The sequence below is a fragment of the Kribbella sp. NPDC056951 genome (assembly GCF_042674205.1).
GTDB classification, from domain to species: domain Bacteria; phylum Actinomycetota; class Actinomycetes; order Propionibacteriales; family Kribbellaceae; genus Kribbella; species Kribbella yunnanensis.
Window position 1 is genome coordinate 350,591 of the sequence record NZ_JBHUQZ010000007.1, and the last position, 18,966, is coordinate 369,556.

17 protein-coding genes are annotated in these 18,966 nt (G+C 66.5%); 9 read left to right on the forward strand and 8 right to left on the reverse strand.

Annotated elements, in window-relative coordinates; genetic code table 11:
- The first annotated feature begins 10 nt into the window (after positions 1-10).
- Positions 11-355: an L-rhamnose mutarotase gene (locus ACFTSF_RS27385; RefSeq protein WP_380156757.1), complete on the forward strand. Its 345-nt coding sequence runs from the start codon at positions 11-13 to the stop codon at positions 353-355.
- Here the strand turns inward: ACFTSF_RS27385 and ACFTSF_RS27390 are convergent.
- Positions 339-581 (reverse strand): hypothetical protein, encoded by a 243-nt coding sequence (locus ACFTSF_RS27390; protein WP_380156759.1) that lies wholly within the window; start codon positions 579-581, stop codon positions 339-341. The two genes, ACFTSF_RS27385 and ACFTSF_RS27390, sit on opposite strands and share 17 nt — an antisense overlap.
- A gap of 98 nt (positions 582-679) precedes the next feature.
- Here ACFTSF_RS27390 and ACFTSF_RS27395 point away from each other — a divergent pair, with 98 nt between their 5' ends.
- Positions 680-1,231, forward strand: coding sequence for an AAA family ATPase (locus tag ACFTSF_RS27395; protein ID WP_380156760.1), 552 nt, complete (start codon positions 680-682; stop codon positions 1,229-1,231).
- On the opposite strand, the gene ACFTSF_RS27400 is transcribed toward ACFTSF_RS27395, so the two are convergent.
- The gene (locus ACFTSF_RS27400; RefSeq protein WP_380156762.1) at positions 1,212-1,916 is read right to left on the reverse strand and encodes a hypothetical protein; all 705 of its coding nucleotides are present in this window, start codon (positions 1,914-1,916) and stop codon (positions 1,212-1,214) included. The two genes, ACFTSF_RS27395 and ACFTSF_RS27400, sit on opposite strands and share 20 nt — an antisense overlap.
- A gap of 192 nt (positions 1,917-2,108) precedes the next feature.
- Entirely contained in the window at positions 2,109-2,846 is a 738-nt protein-coding gene (locus tag ACFTSF_RS27405) for a phosphotransferase family protein (protein ID WP_380156764.1), read from the reverse strand.
- Positions 2,847-2,985: 139 nt separating this feature from the next.
- On the opposite strand from ACFTSF_RS27405, the gene ACFTSF_RS27410 reads away from it, so the two are divergent.
- From ACFTSF_RS27410 to ACFTSF_RS27440, 7 genes are all read left to right on the forward strand, one after another.
- Complete coding sequence (locus tag ACFTSF_RS27410) at positions 2,986-3,354, forward strand: YciI family protein (protein WP_344149167.1); 369 nt, start codon at positions 2,986-2,988, stop codon at positions 3,352-3,354.
- Positions 3,355-3,379: 25 nt separating this feature from the next.
- Positions 3,380-3,733, forward strand: coding sequence for a DUF2200 domain-containing protein (locus ACFTSF_RS27415; RefSeq protein ID WP_380156766.1), 354 nt, complete (start codon positions 3,380-3,382; stop codon positions 3,731-3,733).
- An 82-nt stretch (positions 3,734-3,815) separates the two neighbouring features.
- The gene (locus tag ACFTSF_RS27420) at positions 3,816-4,916 is read left to right on the forward strand and encodes a serine hydrolase domain-containing protein (protein WP_380156768.1); all 1,101 of its coding nucleotides are present in this window, start codon (positions 3,816-3,818) and stop codon (positions 4,914-4,916) included.
- 92 nt (positions 4,917-5,008) lie between these two features.
- Positions 5,009-6,475: an FAD-dependent oxidoreductase gene (locus tag ACFTSF_RS27425; protein WP_380156770.1), complete on the forward strand. Its 1,467-nt coding sequence runs from the start codon at positions 5,009-5,011 to the stop codon at positions 6,473-6,475.
- Positions 6,472-7,137, forward strand: coding sequence for an SGNH/GDSL hydrolase family protein (locus tag ACFTSF_RS27430; RefSeq protein WP_380156772.1), 666 nt, complete (start codon positions 6,472-6,474; stop codon positions 7,135-7,137). Before ACFTSF_RS27425 ends, ACFTSF_RS27430 begins: the two co-directional genes overlap by 4 nt.
- Positions 7,138-7,203: 66 nt before the next feature.
- Positions 7,204-8,136 (forward strand): ATP-binding cassette domain-containing protein, encoded by a 933-nt coding sequence (locus ACFTSF_RS27435; RefSeq protein WP_380156773.1) that lies wholly within the window; start codon positions 7,204-7,206, stop codon positions 8,134-8,136.
- The gene (locus tag ACFTSF_RS27440; RefSeq protein WP_380156775.1) at positions 8,133-8,873 is read left to right on the forward strand and encodes an ABC transporter permease; all 741 of its coding nucleotides are present in this window, start codon (positions 8,133-8,135) and stop codon (positions 8,871-8,873) included. Before ACFTSF_RS27435 ends, ACFTSF_RS27440 begins: the two co-directional genes overlap by 4 nt.
- Here ACFTSF_RS27440 and ACFTSF_RS27445 read toward each other — a convergent pair.
- Genes ACFTSF_RS27445 through ACFTSF_RS27465 form a run of 5 tightly spaced genes read right to left on the reverse strand, consistent with a single transcriptional unit; the run spans position 8,857 to position 18,692 of the window.
- Complete coding sequence (locus ACFTSF_RS27445) at positions 8,857-11,934, reverse strand: BTAD domain-containing putative transcriptional regulator (protein ID WP_380156776.1); 3,078 nt, start codon at positions 11,932-11,934, stop codon at positions 8,857-8,859. The genes ACFTSF_RS27440 and ACFTSF_RS27445 overlap by 17 nt on opposite strands.
- 29 nt (positions 11,935-11,963) lie before the next feature.
- Positions 11,964-16,454 (reverse strand): glycoside hydrolase family 2 TIM barrel-domain containing protein, encoded by a 4,491-nt coding sequence (locus ACFTSF_RS27450; RefSeq protein WP_380156778.1) that lies wholly within the window; start codon positions 16,452-16,454, stop codon positions 11,964-11,966.
- A gap of 55 nt (positions 16,455-16,509) precedes the next feature.
- Positions 16,510-17,520 (reverse strand): acyltransferase domain-containing protein, encoded by a 1,011-nt coding sequence (locus ACFTSF_RS27455; RefSeq protein ID WP_380156779.1) that lies wholly within the window; start codon positions 17,518-17,520, stop codon positions 16,510-16,512.
- 54 nt (positions 17,521-17,574) lie between these two features.
- The gene (locus tag ACFTSF_RS27460) at positions 17,575-17,988 is read right to left on the reverse strand and encodes a GNAT family N-acetyltransferase (RefSeq protein WP_380156781.1); all 414 of its coding nucleotides are present in this window, start codon (positions 17,986-17,988) and stop codon (positions 17,575-17,577) included.
- Positions 17,985-18,692 carry an alpha/beta fold hydrolase gene (locus tag ACFTSF_RS27465; protein ID WP_380156783.1) on the reverse strand — a complete coding sequence of 236 codons (708 nt, stop codon included), beginning with the start codon at positions 18,690-18,692 and terminating at the stop codon, positions 17,985-17,987. Before ACFTSF_RS27465 ends, ACFTSF_RS27460 begins: the two co-directional genes overlap by 4 nt.
- Positions 18,693-18,966 lie beyond the last annotated feature (274 nt).

Sequence of the window (18,966 nt, forward strand, 5' to 3'; positions counted from 1 at the left end):
GGAGATCGATATGGAACGCCAGCAGCGCTACGGGATCCTGACCCGGCTACGCCCGGACAAACGAGAGGAGTACCTCCGGCTGCACTCGGACGTCTGGCCCTCCGTCGAGCGGATGCTGCTCGACGCCAACATCCGCAACTTCACGATCTTCCTGCACGACGACCTACTCTTCGGCTACTACGAATACACCGGCACCGACCACGAGGCCGACCAGGCCCGCATCGCCGCCGACCCCGAAACCCAACGCTGGTGGACCCTCACCGACCCCTGCCAAGAACCGATGACCGCCGACTCCCCGTGGGCTCCGATGCAGGAGGTCTGGCACCTGACAAGCCAGGTCACGCAGGATCGGTGAACGAGACCGGCTTGCCGGCGGCGCGTGCATAGGCGATCTCGCGGCTTGTGGACTCGCCGACGTACCCGCCGGGGTTGACGATCAGGACGCGGTCGGCCAGGTCGATCTTGCGCAGGTGAAGGGCATCCAACGCAGCCTTCTGCTCGTCGGTGATCACCTCGTTGGCTTCGCCCGGCGCGACGACGATGACGCCTGCAAAGGTCAAGTCGCGGTTCGCTGCGCGCATCTCGTCCACGAAGCGGGTAGACCCGCAGATACACACAATCTCAGGTCGATCAGGCACAGTTCAGTTTACGCACCGCGACAGACAAGGTGGTTGATCGCTTGTTCCTGCTGCAGATGTCGGGGGTTCCGGGGTCAGGGAAGACCACGTTGGCGAAGGAGATCGCTCGGACGGTTGGGGCGGTTCGGCTTGATCATGACGTGGTGAAGACTGGGTTGCTGGAGGCCGGAATCGCGGTGGAGCAGAGCGGACCGGCGTCGTACGAGGTGTTGTATGCCTTGGCTCGGGATGCTCTTGGGGATGGCAGTTGTGTGATCGTCGACAGTCCTTGTTTTTGGCCCAGGATTCTCGACGAGGGTCAGACAATGGCCAGAGAACATGGGGCGGCATACAAGTACATCGAATGCAGGACGGGGGACCTGGCGCTCGTTGACTCCAGGCTTCGTAGCAGGAAGCGGTTGCGTAGTCAGCGGCTGAGTATTGACCAGCCGCCGGTCGATCTCCAGGCGACGCCGGGTGAGGCGGAGAGGTTCGCTCGCGCGGCGGAGGGCATGCAGCGGCCGGCGTCTGACTACCTTGTTCTCGACACCAGCGCGCCGATCTCGGAGTACCTGCCTACGGCACTGGCATATCTCAGGGCGTTGGAGTGTTGAGGCAGCCTCCGATGAAGTAGAGGAGGGCGAAGGTGAAATCGCCGCCGTCGGGGTGTTCAATGAGCTCGGCGCCGTTGTTCGTCAGGGTGTAGGCCTTCTGGCGGAGTCCGTCGGCATAGTCTCGCCAGGCCATGGCGGGCGCGAAACGGCTTTTCGCGGTACTGGCGATCGCGTTGAGGAGGATGTCGGTTGTCATGTCGTCCGGGTTGCGGATCTGGTCGGTGTAGGACAGTTCGACGGCGCCGGCGGTGAGTTGGTCCGTGACGGCCTCTCGCTCGTTCTCCCGCAGGTAGTACCTCCAGGCGAGCTCGCAGGCTGTTTCCTGCAGGACATCGCGGCCGAAGTCCCGCAGGGCGTCTCTGGTTTCGTCGGTCAGCAACTGGCGTCGCGTGGAGTTGATGAGTGCCGGTATCTCCTGGGCGGCAACCACCCGCTTCGTCGCCATCGAGGCCGCCACCGCGTCGACCTTGTTGTAGAACGTGATCTGCACCTGGACCCGGGCCGCGGCGGCGCGGATCTCGGCCTGCAGCTCTGGCGATACCTTGTTGATCTGTTCCGGTGGCGGCAGTTCGTTGATCGTCTGGGTCAGGGACTTCTTCTGGTTCCGGAAGACGTCGTCGCCGCCTTTGAAGGTGCCCTTGAGCGGATCGTCCAGCTGACTGGCCTTGCCGATCCAGCCTTTCACTATGGATGCCTCGGCTGGAGTGGGCTTGACGCACGCCTGGAGCGGAAGCACCGCCAGTGTGGCGGCAACGAAAAGTGACGTGGCTGAAAACATCATGACCCCCCTGAGACGCTCCCCTTATCCGGAGAGTGATCCTCGGTACGGCGGTCGTCCAGATGTGGCGCGGTGTCCGGGGCAGATTGTTACGTTGCGCTACATCCGGGCTCTCAGTACGTCGAATTCGGCGCCGGGGGTGTTGGGGTCGAAGCCGTGTTCGATGAGCCAGCGGGCGGCGGAGAGGCTGCGCAGCGACCACCAGGCTCGGATGACTTCGTGGTCGACGTCTTGGCCGTAGCCGGCGAGGAGGTGGGGGAGGCGGTCTTCGTGGCCGAGGGTGAGGGTGGCCAGGTCGAAGAGGGGGTCGTCCTGGCCGGCTTCGGACCAGTCGATGATGCCGGTGACAGCCTCGCTCGAGGTGAAGACGTGGGTGATCTGCAGGTCGCCGTGGGTGAAGGCGGGGGTGTACGGGCGGAGCGCGGCTTCGGCGATCTCTCGGTTGCGCTCGATCACGTTCGAGGGGAGTACGGCGTTCCTGGTCAGCCACTCGCATTCGGTATCGAGGCGGGTCCGGATGTCGTCGAGGCGGCGACCGGGCCAGGGCGGTAGCGGCGCCTCGTGGAGTTGACGAATGACGGCACCCGCCGCGGCCCAGGCGGCCGGCGAGGCGGGGGAGGGCTTGCCGAGAACGCCGAGCGCGGTACCGCGGACAGCTGCCAGCGCAAGTGCAGGTGGGTTGTGCCAAAGGACCTCTGGAGTCGGGACAGGCGCCAGCGCCATCGCCTCGACCTCAACCGCCAGGTTGGCTGGGTTCGCATCCACCTTCAGGAAGACGTCGCCCACGCGGAGCGTCGTACGCTCGCTGTGGGCGACGACGATTGTGACCTCATCCACGCCGGCCAGTATTGCGGGAATGGCCACGCGGTGCAGGCAATTTCCTCCGACCGACAGGACCACCCTGTCGGATTCGATGGGTGCGGTTCGTTGCAGGGGTGAGAGGTGGTCGGGTGGCCGCCGGATTGGGAGTGCTGGGATGACTTACTACTTGATCTCGTTCGACCGGGGCGCGATGGATCACATTCCTGAGGAGGACTTCCCGCAGGTGGGCAAGGAGTCGCATGCGGTTTGTCGGGAGGCGAAGGATGCGGGGGTGCTGGTGTTCGCCGGTGGGGTTCACTACGACACCGACGAACCGTTGCTCGCCGCGGATCCCGCGGTGGTCGGGACCGACGGGGTGATCACCGACGGCCCTTATCCGGAGAGCAAGGAACTCATCGGTGGCGTGACGATTGTCGACGTACCGACTCGGGAAGAGGCTCTGCGGTGGGCCGCCAAGATTGCGGTGGCTTGTCGGTGTGCACAGGATGTCCGCAGGTTCATGGACGACCCTGAGCGGGTTTGACGCACGGAGCTGGCACCCTGTCGGTATGGCGAAACCTCGGATCTATGCGACGAGCTTTGCGAGTGTCTACCCCCTGTACGTCGCCAAGGCGGAGCGCAAGGGGCGGACCAGCGCGGAGGTGGACGAGGTCATCTGCTGGCTGACGGGGTACACCCAGGCGGGGCTGGCGGCGCAACTGCAGAAGGAGGTCGATTTCGAGACCTTCCTCGCGGAGGCGCCGCGCCCCAACCCGGATCGCGCCCTGGTCAAGGGCGTGGTCTGCGGCGTCCGGGTCGAGGAGATCGAGGAACCGACGATGCGCGAGATCCGCTACCTCGACAAGCTCGTCGACGAGCTGGCCCGCGGCAAGGCAATGGCGAGGATCCTGCGCAGCAGCTGACCGCTGTCAATATCTTCCGCGCGATTTCTTCCGGGGGATAAGACCCTGGGGATACGCCAGCGCCAGAAATAGCGTTCTGGACATGAGAATCCTCGCGCTAGTGATGGCAATGATCGGTACTGCGGCCCCAACGCCCCAGCTAGCAAGTGACACAGCGGCAATCCACGCAGCCGGTGTCACCGGAGTGCAGGCCCGCGCGGTCGGCGTACGAACCGAGGTCGCCACCGCAGGTGTCGCGAGCCTGCACTCCAAGCGTCCGGTCCCGTCGAACGGATACTTCCGAATCGCGAGCACCGGCAAGACCTTCAAGGCCGTCGTAGTCCTGCAGCTCGTCGCGGAGGGACGGCTCTCGCTCGACGACACGGTCGAGCGATGGTTGCCCGGGCTGATCCAGGGCAACGGCAACAACGGCCGCAAGATCACCATCCGCCAACTGCTCCAGCACACGCACGGCCTACAAGACGACTTCCCCGACTTCGCCACCGAAGCAGACTTCTACCGCCACCGCTTCGACCGCTACACCTCGGCCGACCTCGTCGCGCGCACCCTCCGCCACGAGCCACGGACCGACACGGGATGGCGCTACTCCAACATCGGCTACGTCCTGCTCGGCATGATCATCAAAGAAGCGACCGGCCACGACTGGTACGACGAACTCCGCCAGCGCGTGATCCGCCCACTCGGCCTGCACCACACGCGGCCCGATCTCAGCCCACAACTCCCGACCCCACATGCACAGTCGTACCAGCCGTTCGAGAAGAACCGCCTGATCGACGTCACCGAACAGGTCATCAACGACCTCGACGGCTCGCTCGTGTCCACGACCGCGGACCTCAACGAGTTCTTCCGGGCCCTGTTCGACGGCCGCCTCCTCAAGCCCGCTCAGCTGACCGAGATGACCACCAACCTCAGCAACCTTGACCCCCAGGTCGCCGAGCTCATGCCCGACAGCAAATACGGCCTCGGCATCTTCAAGCGCCCGCTCCCGTGCGGCGGCGAGTACTGGGGACACGGCGGCGGCGACGGCGGCTTCATCACCGAGACTGGCGTGACGACCGACGGACGCCGGAGCGCGGTCGTCTCGATGTCGAGCGTCCTCGGCCGCGAATGGGCCGACGCCCTGCGCCAGCAAAAGCTGGCCGACCAACTGATCGGCAACGCGCTCTGCGATGCCAGGCGCTGAGATGCAGTGCCAGCACTGAATGCGTCCGGTGCCAGGGCCCTACAAGTCCCCGGTGCCACGGTCTTCCCGTGACTCAAGAACAGGGAGATCTCATGTACGACGTAGCGATAGTCGGTGCCGGACCAGTCGGGCTGTACCTGGCGTGCGAACTCGGCCTGCGGGGATTGTCAGTCGTGGTGCTCGAACGCGAGCCCGAGGCCGGTTCGGTCTGGCGCGCAGCCCCGCTGGGCATGCGCGGGCTGATGGCCGCCTCGCTGGCCGGGTTCTACCGACGCGGGATGCTGGAAGACCTCTTGAAAGTCGACGAACTGGAAGACCAGCCAAAGACCTTGCAAGGCGTCGGCCACTTCGCAGGCATCATGATCGACCCGGCCAAGATCGACGTCACCGGAATGCCGTACCGCTTGCCGACGCAAGCCCCGGACGCCGTGATGACCGACCTCGCCCACGTAGAGCAGGTCCTCGAGAACCGCGCGACCAAGTACGGCGTCGAGGTCCGTCGCGGCCAACCCGTCACCGACCTGACCCAGTACGACGACCACGTCACCCTCCGGACCGGGATCAGCGAGTACGCCGCGCGCTGGGTCGTCGGCGCCGACGGCGGCCGGAGCGCAGTCCGGAAGCTGGCCGGATTCGAGTTCGTCGGAACCGAACCCACCTTCACCGGTTACACCTTCCAGGCCGAGGTCGACGACCCGACGAAGCTCAACCAAGGCTTCACCACCACCCCGAACGGCCTCTACGTGATGCTGTCGAAGACCCCCGGTCACATCGGCGTGATGGACTTCGACGGCGGTGCTTACGACCGGACACAGGAGCCGACGAAGGACCACCTGCAGGAGGTACTGCGCCGGGTGTCGGCCACCGACGTGACCATCACCGAACTCCGGATGGCGTCGACGTACACGGACCGCGCGATGCAGGCGACGACGTACCGGAAGGGCCGGGTTCTGCTGGCCGGCGACGCCGCGCACATCCACTCGCCGCTGGGCGGGCAGGGCCTCAACAGCGGTCTCGGTGACGCGATGAACCTTGGCTGGAAGCTCGCCGCGACCATCCAGGGCCACGCGCCCGACGGACTGCTCGACACCTACACCACCGAGCGCCACCCGATCGGCGAGTGGGTCCTCGACTGGACCCGCGCGCAGGTGACCGTCCTGAAGCCCGGTCCGCACGGTCGAGCCATGCAAGGCGTCATGCGCGACCTCCTCGACACCCCCGACGGCGCGCAGTACATCTACAGCAAGATCTCCGGCATGGCGAACCGCTACGACCTCGGCAGCGAGCACCCGTTGGTCGGCCGGATCGCTCCGGAGTTCCGCCTTGAGGACGGCACCCGTCTCGCCGACCTGATGCAGGACGGACACGGCGTCCTCCTCGACTTCACCGGGGGTCTCGCCGACCTGGAGCTGAACAGCAACTACCGGTACGCCGCCGGCCGGGCGAACGACGATCTCGGACTGGCCGCCGTACTGGTCCGGCCGGATGGCGTGGTCGCTTGGGCCGGCGATGCCGATCGCAACGCCTTCGACGCGGCCGCGAAGCGGTGGTTCGCATGACGATCACGCTCAAGCCGGGCAGCACCGTGATGTTCACCGGCGATTCGGTCACCGACTCCCACCGTCTCGAAGATCCGGACGGCCTCGGCACGGGCTACCCGCTGCGCGTCGCGGGGGAGTGGGGACTGCGGCACCCGGATCGGCCGGTGACCTGGCTGAACACCGGCTGGCGCGGAGACAAGGTGATGGACCTCGAGGCCCGCTGGCAGGACGACGTACTGGCCGCTGAGCCCGATGTCGTATCGATCATGATCGGAGGCAATGACGCCGCCTGGTGGTCGTTCGATCCCGAGAATGGTCGAGTGATCACGGCCGCGGAGTACCGCGCGGGCTACGAGCGCCTGCTGACCCCACTCGCCGAGGCCGGCACGCAGCTGATCCTGATCGAATCGTTCATGCTGCCGATCCGGGGCACGCTCGAGCACGGGGACTTGCGGATCGACGAGGCGCTCCGCAAACAGTGGCGTGCAGACCTGGACCCGAAGCTCGAGGTCGTCAACGAGCTGGCCCGGGAGTACGGCGCGGAGCTGCTGGCCGCTGATCGAATGTTCACCGAACTCTGCAAGCTCGCCGAGCCGGAGCACTGGGCCGACGACGGGGTCCACCCCACCCCGGCCGGCCACGCTGCCTTGGCCGAGGCCTGGCTCCAGCTAGTCGACTGACGGCAGCTGGCAGGTGTGTCAGCGCCGTGTCAGGGCGGTGTCTGACCACTTGCCGATGCTCAATGCATGAGAGAAACGGCGATTGCAGTCTCGGGACTGCGCAAGGCATTCAAGGACAAGATCGTCCTGGACGGCATCGACCTGGACGTTCCCGCGGGCACGGTCTTCTCGCTGCTCGGCCCGAACGGGGCCGGCAAGACGACGACTGTGAACGTGCTGACCACGCTGCTGGGTGCCGACGCCGGCACGGTGAAGGTCGCCGGGTACGACGTCGCCACCGACGCGAAGGCGGTTCGGAAGGCGATCGGGGTGACCGGTCAGTTCGCGGCCGTCGACGAGTTGCTCACCGGCCAGGAGAACCTCGAGCTGATGGTCGACCTGAGCCCCGGAACCGACCGGAAGGTCGTCGCCGAGCTGCTCAAGCGGTTCGACCTCACCGACTCCGCGCAGAAGCCGGCATCGACGTACTCGGGTGGTATGCGGCGCAAGCTCGACCTCGCGATGACGCTGGTCGGCAGCCCGCGGATCATCTTCCTGGACGAGCCGACGACCGGTCTCGACCCGCGCAGCCGGCGGACGATGTGGACGATCATCCGGGAGCTGGTCGCCGATGGCGTGACCATCTTCCTCACCACCCAGTACCTCGACGAGGCCGATCAGCTCGCGGACCAGGTCGCCGTACTGGACCAGGGCAAGTTGGTTGCCCAAGGCACCCCGGACGAGCTCAAGCGGCAGATCCCCGGCACCCACGTCCGGCTTCGGTTCGCCGATGTCGAGCAGCTCGCCGCAGCCGCGCAGTTGTTCGCCGACGCCACCCGCGACGACGACTCCCTGACCCTGCGCGTCCCCAGCGACGCCGGAACCAGCTCGCTAAGAGACCTGCTCAACCGGCTCGACGAATACGCACTCAGCGCCGAGGAGTTCTCGGTGCACACCCCTGATCTCGACGACGTCTTCCTCGCCCTGACGGGCCACTCCACGGAGGTTTCCGCATCATGAACCCGACCCTCACCATGGTGCGCCGCGACGTCAAGCACCTCGTCCGCAACCCCACCAGCATCTTCAACGCGGTCCTGATGCCGGTCGTGATGATGTTCATGTTCGTCTACCTGCTCGGCGACGCCTTCAACGTCGGCGTCGACTACGTCGACTACGCAACGCCGGGCATGATTCTGATGGCCGTCTGCTACGGCCTCGGCGGTACGGCGATCGCCGCGAACTCCGATATGACCAAGGGCATCATCAACCGCTTCAAGGTGATGGACGTGCCGCGGTCCTCGGTCCTGACCGGCAAGGTCGTCTCCAGCGTGCTGATCAACCTGATCGCGATCGTCGCGCTGCTCGGAGTCGCCTTCGCACTCGGTTTCCGCCCGTCGGCCGGTCTCACCGACTGGCTCGCCGTACTCGGGATCGTCCTGCTGCTCGCCATCGCGGTCGGCTGGTTCACGGTCGCGCTCGGCCTGTCGGCGAAATCGCCGGAGACGGCCGGAATGGCCGCCGTACCGCTGGTCATGCTGCCGTTCTTCAGCAGCGCGATCGTTCCGGCCGACAAGATGGGTCCGGGCGTCCGGCAGTTCGCGGAGTACCAGCCCTTCACGCCGATCATCGAGACGCTGCGCGGATTCCTCAACGGCGGGGCGCAGACCTCCGACGTACTCCAGGCCCTCGCCTGGTGTGCCGGGATCGCGATCGTCGGCTACTTCTGGGCGGCGTCCACCTTCACGAAGCGAGCGTGACCGCGACCAGCTGGTTCCAGTCCGCTTGCGCACCTTCCGCAGCCGCCTCGGCGTACTCCACGTCACCGAGGCGGTTGCGCGTTTCCTGCTCGATCCGGGTCAGATCCGGGTTCGAGCGATCCGGCAGTCCGCGCAACGCAGTACTTGCCGCCAGCAACCGTACGGCGTCGTCGTACCGATCCCGCCGTATGGCGTAGCCCGCGACCCCGATGAGCACACTGGCGATCCCGCTGGGGTGGCCGGTCTGGGCCGCGGATTCGGCGGCTGCCGCCCAGTGCTTCCGGGCCTCGTCGAGATCCGCCGCGGCGGCCCCGCGCAGACTGTGCGTGTGGGTCTGAATGTTCGGTTGGTCCGCTTGCTCGCCGAGAAGTTCAGCGACCGCGTCCAGTTGTGCCAGCACCTCGGCGGATTCTCCTCGCCAGCTGGCGACCGTCGCCTTCGAGAGGGCCAGGTTGGCCAGCGCGCCCGGCCAGTTCACCCGCTCCGCCAGCCGCTGGGCCTCGGCCATCGAGGCCGCGCTGCGCTCCGCGTCACCCATCAGCCAGTAGAGCTCGCCCTGCCGGGACCGCATCCGGACGACGTCGTCGGTGCCCGCGATCTCGGTGATCACCGCGATCGCATGCTCGTAGTGCGCACACGCGGCGGCGAACTCACCTCGCATGGCGATCCGATCGGCCAGCTCGGAAAGCGCGAACGTGATCCCGAATCGTTCGCCGATCGTCTCGAACGCGGCAACCGCTGCCTCGAGATAGGTGTCCGCCTCATATCCGCCGTGTCCGAGGATGACGCGCATCTTGCCGAGCTGCAGCTGGGCCAAGGCGCGCACCCACGGGTCTTTGCTGTCCAGCAACGGTTCCCAGGCCGGCAGGAAATCAGTCGGCGACTGCAGCATGCGTTCCAGCGGTTCGATCAGCTGCAGCATCGGATTGACGAACTGAGTGCGCCGACTGAGCCGGTCGACTTCGTGGATCCACTCGCGGGCCAGGTGTTCGTCGCCCGGCCCGGAGTTGAGGAACATGATGAACAGGGCATAGACCATCGCCCGGATCTCGTCGTCCACCTCGCCCGGAGTGTCGATGGCCGCCTTGATCAGGTCGTTGCCCTCGGCCTTGTGCCCGCTCAGCCACCAGTACCAGCCGGCGACCGAGGCGAACCGCATGGCCGCCGCAGCCTCACCGGCCCGGATCGCGCCGCGCATGGCCGCGCTCAGGTTGTCGTGTTCGGCGTCGAGCACCGCCAGCCATTCCAGCTGCTCGGCGCGGCGAAGATGCGGGTCGGCGGTCTCGGCCAGCTCGGTGAAGTAGGTCAGGTGCGCGTGCCGGGCCAGTTCCACCTCATCCGCCTCGGCGAGGCGTTGAGCGGCGTACTCCTTGATCATGCCGAGCATTCGGTACCGCGGTGCCTTGTTGCTGTCAGCAACCACTAGTGATTTCTCGGTCAGGGCGGTCAGCAGCTCAAGTGCGTCCGGGGTGCCGCAGATCTGTTCGGCAGCGGCCAGGCTCGCGCCGCCCGCGAAGACCGAGAGCCTCCGCAAGACGAGCCGCTCATCGTCGCTCAGCAGTTGCCAGCTCCAGTCGATGACGGCACGCAACGTGCGCTGCCGGGGGAGCGCCGTACGGCTGCCGCCGGTCAGCAGGCGGAACACATCGTCGAGCCGATCCGCGAGCTGGTCGAGAGACATCGTGCGCAACCGCGCCGCGGCAAGCTCGATCGCCAGCGGCATCCCGTCCAGCGCCCGGCAGACCCGCGCCATCGTCGCGAGGGTGTGCGCGTCGGTCCCAAGATCCATCCGTACGGCGCTCGCCCGATCGCGCAGCAGTTGGACAGCCGGCGACGACTCGGCGTCGGCGTCCGACTCCGGCAGGCTCAGCGGGATGACGCGCCACAGCGCCTCACCGGTGATGCCGAGCGGCTCGCGACTGGTCGCGAGAATGCGGAGCTGCGGACATTGCCCGAGTACACGCTCGGCGAACCGCGCGGCCGAGTCGATCACGTGCTCGCAGTTGTCCAGGATCAACAGAGCGTCCCGCTCGCGGAAGGCGGCGATCACCCGCTCGGTGGGATCCACGTCCGACGCGTCACCGAGTAGTCCGTCCCGCAGACCGAGGGTGGCGATCGCGGTCTGGGCGACATCCGCCTCGGTACCGATCGGCGCGAGTTCCACGAACCACACGCCGTCCGGCAGTACGTCGGTCAACGTGCGACCGACCTCCGTGGACAACCGCGTCTTCCCGGCACCGCCCGGTCCGATCAGCGTGGTGAGCCGGTGGGTGGCGACGAGTTCGCGCACTTCGGCGATATCGGCCGCCTTGCCGATGTAGCTGGTGAGCTCCGCGCGCAGGTTCGTTTCGCGGTTCGGCTCATCGCGCCGTACCGACTCGCCGCGCAGCAGCGCCACGTGCAGCGCGGAGAGCTCCGGCGAGGGATCGACGCCGAGCGTGTCGACGAGAGCATCTCGGGTGCGCTGGTAGACGAGCAATGCCTCGGAGTCACGCCCACTTGCGGCCAACGCCTGCATCAGCGCACCGACGAGCCGCTCCCGAACCGGGTGCGCCGCGACGAGATCGGTCAGCTCCGTGACCAACTGGGCACCTCGGCCGCGCGCGATCTCGGCGTCGAACCAGTCCTCGGCCGCGGTCAGCCGCAACCCCTCCAACCGCGTGACGGCCGCGTCGAACGCCGTACTGTCCTGCAGCCCGACGTCCTGGAGAGGGGCACCTCGCCATAGATCCAGCGCCTCGCGTAACCGCCCCTGCCCGACCAGCCGCTCGAACCGGACCGCGTCCACCGCATCCGGCTCGACCACGAGCCGGTAGCCGTCCGGCGTACCGTCGACGGCAACGACCTTCCGCAAGCGCGAAACCAGCCGCTGCAGGGCATTGGCAGCCTCCGCCGGCGGCTGCTCGCCCCAAACCCAGTCGACCAGCCGCGCCTTCGGAACTACCTGCCCCGCGTCTAGCGCCAGCGCAACCAGCACGCCTCGCAGCCGCGCGCCCGGTACGTCCACGAGGACGCCATCATCCCCACGAACCTCGAACGGCCCCAGCATCGCGATCTGCACCCCGCAGATCTTGCCATGTCGCTTGATGGTCAGGATGTGCAGTGGAGGGTGGCGGCCGCCCAGTCGGCGTGGTCGTGGGCGTTGCCGTTGCTGGCGGTGCCGACTTTCAGGCGGAGCGTGGTGGCGTTGGTGGTGTCGACGGTGATGGGGGTTGCCGGGTCGGCGCCGGTCAGGGTCGGGCTGGTGTAGCGGCTGGTGCCGTCGGTGAGGACCTCGAACTGCACGCTGCCGGCGTCACCGACCTCGTCATCCACGCCGATGTCGGCGGTGAACGACGTACAGTGACCGCCCAGATACAGCTCGACCGTCGATTCGGCGTGCACGCCGAGCCCAGACGGGTACGTCGTACCGCCGATCGTGATCGGGAGTCCGTCGGAGTCACCTTGTTCGCCGTTGCTGCGGTTGCGTTCGACCGGTCCCCAGCCGTTCTGTTGAGAGACGAAGTCCAGTGTGCTGACTGCGACGGTTCCGCGTGGCGGCTCGGGCGCCCCGACGAGTTGGGCCGACACGTGGCGCACCCCTGCTGCCTGAGCGGAGACCTCAGCAGTCAGCGGCCGCACACCTCTTGGTGAGCCGACTCCACGAGTGACCTGTACGACGGTGGTGGCCGACTGACCGGGGGCGATCGTGCCGAGGGTGACTGCGCCGGGCTGGACGGTCCAGCCGTCGGAGGCGCGCAGGGTCGCGGAGACGGCGGACAGGTTGTCGCGGCACGGATTGGTGACCGTGAGGACCGCAGTGATGGTTTCGCCGGCCTCAACGTTCTGCTTACTCGGTACCAGGGTCGCATCCGGCGTGCACACCACCTGGTCGTGCGGCTGCCCGTTGGCCCGCACCTCCGCTTGGCTGAGTGGTCGGAGCAGTACCGAGTAGGCGAACTCGCGGTCGCCTTCGACCTGGTACTGCGGCAGCGGTTCGTGGAAGGTCTCGCTCACTCCGGTGACCGCGTGGCTGACGTGCAGCGTCGTACCGTCCTGGTTGCGTTGCAAGGCGTGCGGATAGAGCGCGCGGTCGGCGTCGTCGTACTGGTCGACTGCGACGTTCAGGTCGCCGGCCACGAGCAGACCGCCGGTTTTGCCGTCGGTGAGGGTCGCCCAGCGCACATCGCTGTGGTTGCCCTGGTCCTGCGGCTGCACGTACGGGAAGTACTGGTCGGCCACGGTGGACGAGTAGACACCGATCGGTGTCGCGTCCTTGCGGTCGCTGTAGTTCTCGACCGGGCCGCGGCCGTAGTACGTGAACTGCTTGAGGGTGTCCGGAACCTTCAGCGAGAGACCGATGCGGGGCAGGTACGGAACCGCCCGCGCCTTGCCCTGCGGGTCCGCGCGATGCGACACCCGCACCTCGCCGTTTCCGCTGACGGTGTGGACCATTGTCTGCTGGAACGAGGAGTCCCTCACGCCTGGCGCTGCCGCCGTACTGCGGGCCGTGACGGTGACTGCGTCTGTCGTCTGATCGACCGTGAAGTCGGACACCGTGGTCGTCAGGCGATCCAGTCCGGCGTTGCGCCAGCTGCCGCCTTCGCCCCACATCTCGTTGTACAGCGGCGCACGCCAGGCGTCGAGCTTGGGCCCGCGACTCAGCAGCTCGCGCCCGCGAACCTTCATCGAGGTCAGCGTGCCGGCGGTCCTGTTGAAGATGTAGCTGAAGTCGCGACCCGACACGACCGTGTCCGATCCGCTCTGGCGAACGGCGAGCTTCCCACTCGGCTCCGGCGAGGTGACGCCGCGGATCTGCTTACCGCCAACCGCGAACTGGCCGAGCGACACCACATGCCCGGCCGGCGCCCAGCTTGTGGCCTTCAACAGCACAGCCTGTACGTCGAGCCACCGCTCAAGGCCGTCCGGATTGGCGGGCAGCTTCGGCAACTGCAGCGTCTTCGTCGTCCCCGCTGCGACATCCAGCGGCTGCCGCCCACTCGCGATGGTGCGTTTCGCCTCCCGCACCGACCACCGCAGCTGCAGGTCCGCGGTGCCGGTGAACGCACGCTCGTTGGTCACCGTCACACGACCGTCGCCAGGCGCTTTTGTGAAGCGAATCGGCGAGTGCACCAGCGCGAGCTCACGCGTCTCGGGCTGCAGCGTCCGATCGGGATTGACCAGACCATCCACGCCGCCCGGCCCAGCGCCGTACGTCAGGTAACGCCCCTTCGTCTCGACCTCGTCGAAGTCCAGAGCCAGTACGGCGGTCGTCTTCGGATCGGCGGCGAGTTCGGCGTCGGTCAACGCCCGGTGGTAGATCCGCACGTTGTCGAAGGTGCCGTGGGAAGGTCGCGTCGTCGGATTCTCTTGCGGCTCCGGGTTCCGGCCGATGTTGAGCGGGTCGGAGGAACCGGCGACCGTGCCGGTCCAATCGGTCCGCCCGACCTCTTTGCCGTCGAGTAGCAGTCGCAGCGTGTGCCCGTCGAACGTACCGCTCACGCGATGCCAGTTGCCGCTCCAGTCGGCCGGTACGGCGGATTGCACGGTGTGCCAGCCGCCATCGCCGTACACGAAGAACTCCAGCGTGTTCTGGTCGGCCATCTTCAAGGCGTACTGCCGGTTGCCCTTGGCAATCATGGTGAAATCACCGGTCCAGCTGTCGGGCTTCACCCACACGTCGAGGGTCAGACCGGTCGACACCTCGTCGAACCTGCGGTCGCGGTACACCTCGATCCAATCGTCGAGGCCGGACAGGTACAGGCCCTTGCCCTGCTTACCTTCGACCTGCTCAGGAAGGCCGGTGAACCACGCCACGATGTTGTTGCCGGAGGCATCGGGTGTGATCTTGAGCGGCTGGTAGATGTTCTGCTCGGCCCAGTCCCAGATGAATCCGCCTTGGACCTGGGGATAGCGCCGGACGACGTTCCAGAACTCGTTGAAGTTGCCGAAACCGTTGCCGCTGGCATGGGCGTACTCGCCCATGATGATCGGCTTCTCGGTCGTCTTCGCCATCGCCTCCAACCCGTCCGGCGACGGGTAACGCGGACCCCAGACGTGCGCGAACGGCGCATCACCGTCGGGACCGTTCGACTGGTGATACAGCGGACGGCTCGGGTCGTTGGCAGTGGCCCACTCGGCCATCGAGTAGTGCGCCTTACCCAGCCCGGCCTCGTTCCCGGTGTCCCACATGAACACGCTCGGATGGTTCTTGTCCCGTTCGACCATCCCGATGAAGCGGTCCAGGAACGCCTTCTGCCACTCGGGTTTCTCGGCCAAGCAGTTGTTCGGGCAGCCGTCGTGATGGTGGGTCTCGATCTCCATCTCGTCGGCGATCCAGATACCCCGGGTGTCGGCCAGTTCGAAGAAATACGGGTCGCTGGGATAGTGCGACGTACGGACTGCATTGATGTTGAGCTGCTTCATCAGCGCGACGTCCTCGAGCATCCGCGCGGTGGTGGCGTGCCGGCCGGTATTCGGATCGGTCTCGGCGCGGTTGGTGCCCTTGATCAGAATCCGCTTGCCGTTCACCAGGAGCTGCTTGTTCTTGATCTCGATGGTGCGGAATCCGGTCGGCTGGCTGGTCGTATGCGTGACGCGGCCGGTCGGATCGATGAGCTCGACGATGACGCGGTAGACATTTGGCGTCTCGTCACTCCACTTGGCGGGATTGCTGACCGGCGCGCTCAGCTGGATCTTGCCGTTGACGATCGTGTTCCCAGTCGTGGCCGTGACCTTGCGGCCGGCCGGGTCGTACAGCGTGGCCCGGACCGAGTACCCGGCCGACTGGCCGGCGAGCTCGATCTCAGCGTTCAGCACGGCGTCGCCGTACTGGGCGTCGAGCTTGGGCTTGAGGATGACGTCCTGGACGCGGACCTCAGGTGTTGAATACATCCACACCGACCGGAAGATCCCCGCGAACCGCCACTGGTCGTAGTCCTCCAGGTGCGATCCTGCGGACCACCGATGCACCTGCAGCGCAACGGTGTTGCGACCGGCCTTCAGCAGGGGAGTGACGTCGAACTCGGCGGGCAGATACCCGCCCTGGTCGTAGCCCGCGTACTTGCCGTTGACCCACACGAAGTAGGCGCTAGTGACACCCTCGAACCTCAAGAACGTCTCGCGATCACGCCAGTTCTTCGGCACGTCGAACTCACGCACGTACGCCGCGGTCGGGTTGACGTCATGCGGCACCTTCGGCGGATTGTCCGGCCACATCTCGGTCGGGATGTTCCGGAAGATCGGATGATCCAGCCCATCGGTCTGCCAGGTGTGCGGTACGTCGACCTCACGCCAACCGCTGGTGTCGTACCCATCCGCGTGGAAGCCCGCCGGCACGTCCTCCGGCCGGTCGGCCATCTGGATCCGCCACTTGCCATCGAGCGACCGAGCCCACGGCGTCTCCTTCCCGGCTCGCACCGCCGCCGCAGCATCGGCGTACGGCCTCAGCTCCGCATGCGGCGCTTGCTGCCCCTCGCCGACAATCTCCGGATTCTCCAGGTACTGGTAGACATCCGGCGGTGGCTCAGCTGCTGTTGCCGGCAGCATGGCAAGCAGTGGGAGAGCGGCGATTGTCCACAGGGCGGCACGGCGCAGCGACATGGTTGACCTCAAGACATGGGCGGATGAATCGGGTCAGATCACTCAGAATCGAACACTATTCCACCGGATTACTCAAGATCCGAAGGCCTATGCGGAGGTGGAAGTGCCGGCCTGCGCTGAGGTGGCTGACAAAGGCGCGCTGCAGGGTCGTGTCCTGCGGGACCCGAGCCAGGTCCTCGGCCGTCAGTGCACCCGGCGGCGGGTTGAGCTGGAGCGCCAGCCGCATCAGCTCGTGATCACCCTCGTACGGCGTACTGGGCGGAAGCAGCGGCAGAATCGTGAACCGGCGTTGAAAGGTGAGGATGTTGGAGTCCTCGGGGAGGTATTCGGCCAACTGCGGATCGAGCAGCCAGGAGGGGCAGACCAAACCGAAGAGCGGCTCATCGGGATACCACTGCGGGAAGAGCCGCACGGCCGCGGCAATCGACTGCTCAGAAACGGTCGCGTCGAGTGGTCCGGTCGGTGGCACATGCACCATCAGCAGATGCCCTGCGACCCCATCACCAAGCCCGAGCTGCGTCCGAGTGAACGAATGCCGCCCGATCTCGAAGTCCGCACCCCGAAACCGAAGCGGCGGCCCCCACAACGGCATCAGCCCCACACCGGCTCGCCCGTAGATCTCCCGATGGCTCCCCATCACCCCACCCAACGCGCCAACCGTTGCCTTGGTCACCGTTTCCGGAACCCCGCGCCGAGCATGCACCTCGAGCAACCGCGGCAGGCTGGCCAGCAGCGCCCAAGCCCAGGCCCACATCCCAACCTCCGTTGACGATCCAGGCACCACCGGCCAAGCCTGATGCCCGGTAGCCGGCAGCGGCTTCTCCAGATCCCGCTCCAACCCACCCGCCAGCGCCGCCGTCAGCGCCCACCACTCCGGCTCCGCCTCCGGGTCCGGCCGAGCCGCCAACATCTCCCGCCGATCCCGCTCCGCAACCCCGCAGTACTCAAGCAGTTCCGCAGCGTTCTCCGGCATCTCCAGGCCATTCGCCGCCGTCATCCCCGCGAATCGCACGCACCCCTCAGCCGAGAACCCCAGCCGCTCCGCCGCCTCACCCGCATCCATCATCCGCATTCCCCGACCCCAACACACGGGCCGCCCCAAAAGCACGACTCCTGTGGGCTAGCTCACACCGTGAGCCCAAAACAACCAAGGCCCCGTGCACTTCGAGAACCCGGTCGTTTCATAGAACCCAGCGACCTCCTCGTCGACCGCCGACACGAAAACCACCTCAACCCCCAACCCCACAAGCCATCCACGACACTCGTCCAGCAGAGCCCGTCCAACGCCCGTGCCACGACTCGCCGCGTCGACAACCGCTTCCTCGATCGTCCCGTAAGCGCCGTACCCGTAGTCCACAAACGTCACCACCCCAACCCCGACCACCACGTCCCCGTCACTCGCCAGGAACGTCCGCGCCTCCTGCCGAACCCGCGGCAGCGACATCTCAGCCGGCAGATCGGGATGCAGCTGCCGCAGCACTCGATGGATCTCCGCCCGATCCGTCGACGTGGCTGGGCGGACGCTGATGCTCATCCGGCAACTTCTCGGACCGCGGCGATTACCAGGTCAGGCCGGTCGAGGTGCAGGTAATGGCCCGAGTCGGGGACCACGGTGTTTGTGCCCGGCAGCTCGTCCAGAAGGGCCAGCACGCGAGTGGTCATGAACTCGGGCCGTCCCTTGGTGGCGGTCAACAGCCGGACGGGGATCTCCGGCCAGACAGCCTTGGTACGTCGCTCAGCCAGCTCACCCAGATGCTCAAGAATCATCGGCACCTCAGCAAGCTGAACCGCCTGCTGCTCGGCCGTCTCGACATAAGACAGACACGCATCGACGAGCAGCCGCTCAATCTCCGGCGCCGTCTCGGCGGCCCGGGCAGTCGTCTGTGCCTGTTCGTTTGCGTTCGCGAGCAGCTCGGCCCTCCGCACCTCGTCACCTGGGAGCTCCGGCGCCGGCGTCCAAAACGCTTCGTGCGAAGGATCAAGCAGAACCAAACCATCCACCAGATCCGGCCGATCCCAAGCAGCAAGCTGCGCAAGCAACCCACCCCAGCTGTGCCCCACAACCACCCGAGGCCCCGGACCAGCCGCCTCCAACACCGCAACCAAATCCTGCAACTGCAGTTCCACAGACAGCGGCGCCGCATCACTACCGCCATACCCAGCCCGGTCATACGCCACAACCCGATGATCAGCAGCCAACCCCTTGATCACCGCAGCAAACCCCACCACCGGCGACATAGCCCCCGCCTCAAGCAGAACCGCAGGCCCGCCACGCCCAACCTCAACTAGCCCAAGCCCCCGCTCCCCACGCTCAACCCTCGTCCGCTCAACCGAACCACCCAGCAAAGCCCCCAACGCCCCAGCAACACCAGATGTGGTCATCCCCCATGAACCCCCGCCTACCACCGACCGGTCAACCGACTTAACCCACACCCACCTGCACGAGAACAGGACATACCCACCTACGCACACCCGTCCCCACGCCTGCCCGCCCCCCGAACCAACCCCAATC

Excerpts from the sequence above, each read along its gene's own strand:
- ACFTSF_RS27425 (WP_380156770.1), top strand. The coding sequence starts at position 5,009 with ATGTACGACGTAGCGATAGTCGGTGCCGGACCAGTCGGGCTGTACCTG.
- ACFTSF_RS27410 (WP_344149167.1), top strand. The coding sequence starts at position 2,986 with ATGACTTACTACTTGATCTCGTTCGACCGGGGCGCGATGGATCACATT.
- ACFTSF_RS27435 (WP_380156773.1), top strand. The coding sequence starts at position 7,204 with ATGAGAGAAACGGCGATTGCAGTCTCGGGACTGCGCAAGGCATTCAAG.
- ACFTSF_RS27450 (WP_380156778.1), bottom strand. The coding sequence starts at position 16,454 with ATGTCGCTGCGCCGTGCCGCCCTGTGGACAATCGCCGCTCTCCCACTG.
- ACFTSF_RS27460 (WP_380156781.1), bottom strand. The coding sequence starts at position 17,988 with ATGAGCATCAGCGTCCGCCCAGCCACGTCGACGGATCGGGCGGAGATC.
- ACFTSF_RS27430 (WP_380156772.1), top strand. The coding sequence starts at position 6,472 with ATGACGATCACGCTCAAGCCGGGCAGCACCGTGATGTTCACCGGCGAT.
- ACFTSF_RS27390 (WP_380156759.1), bottom strand. The coding sequence starts at position 581 with ATGCGCGCAGCGAACCGCGACTTGACCTTTGCAGGCGTCATCGTCGTC.
- ACFTSF_RS27415 (WP_380156766.1), top strand. The coding sequence starts at position 3,380 with ATGGCGAAACCTCGGATCTATGCGACGAGCTTTGCGAGTGTCTACCCC.
- ACFTSF_RS27440 (WP_380156775.1), top strand. The coding sequence starts at position 8,133 with ATGAACCCGACCCTCACCATGGTGCGCCGCGACGTCAAGCACCTCGTC.
- ACFTSF_RS27465 (WP_380156783.1), bottom strand. The coding sequence starts at position 18,692 with ATGTCGCCGGTGGTGGGGTTTGCTGCGGTGATCAAGGGGTTGGCTGCT.
- ACFTSF_RS27420 (WP_380156768.1), top strand. The coding sequence starts at position 3,816 with ATGAGAATCCTCGCGCTAGTGATGGCAATGATCGGTACTGCGGCCCCA.
- ACFTSF_RS27455 (WP_380156779.1), bottom strand. The coding sequence starts at position 17,520 with ATGATGGATGCGGGTGAGGCGGCGGAGCGGCTGGGGTTCTCGGCTGAG.
- ACFTSF_RS27385 (WP_380156757.1), top strand. The coding sequence starts at position 11 with ATGGAACGCCAGCAGCGCTACGGGATCCTGACCCGGCTACGCCCGGAC.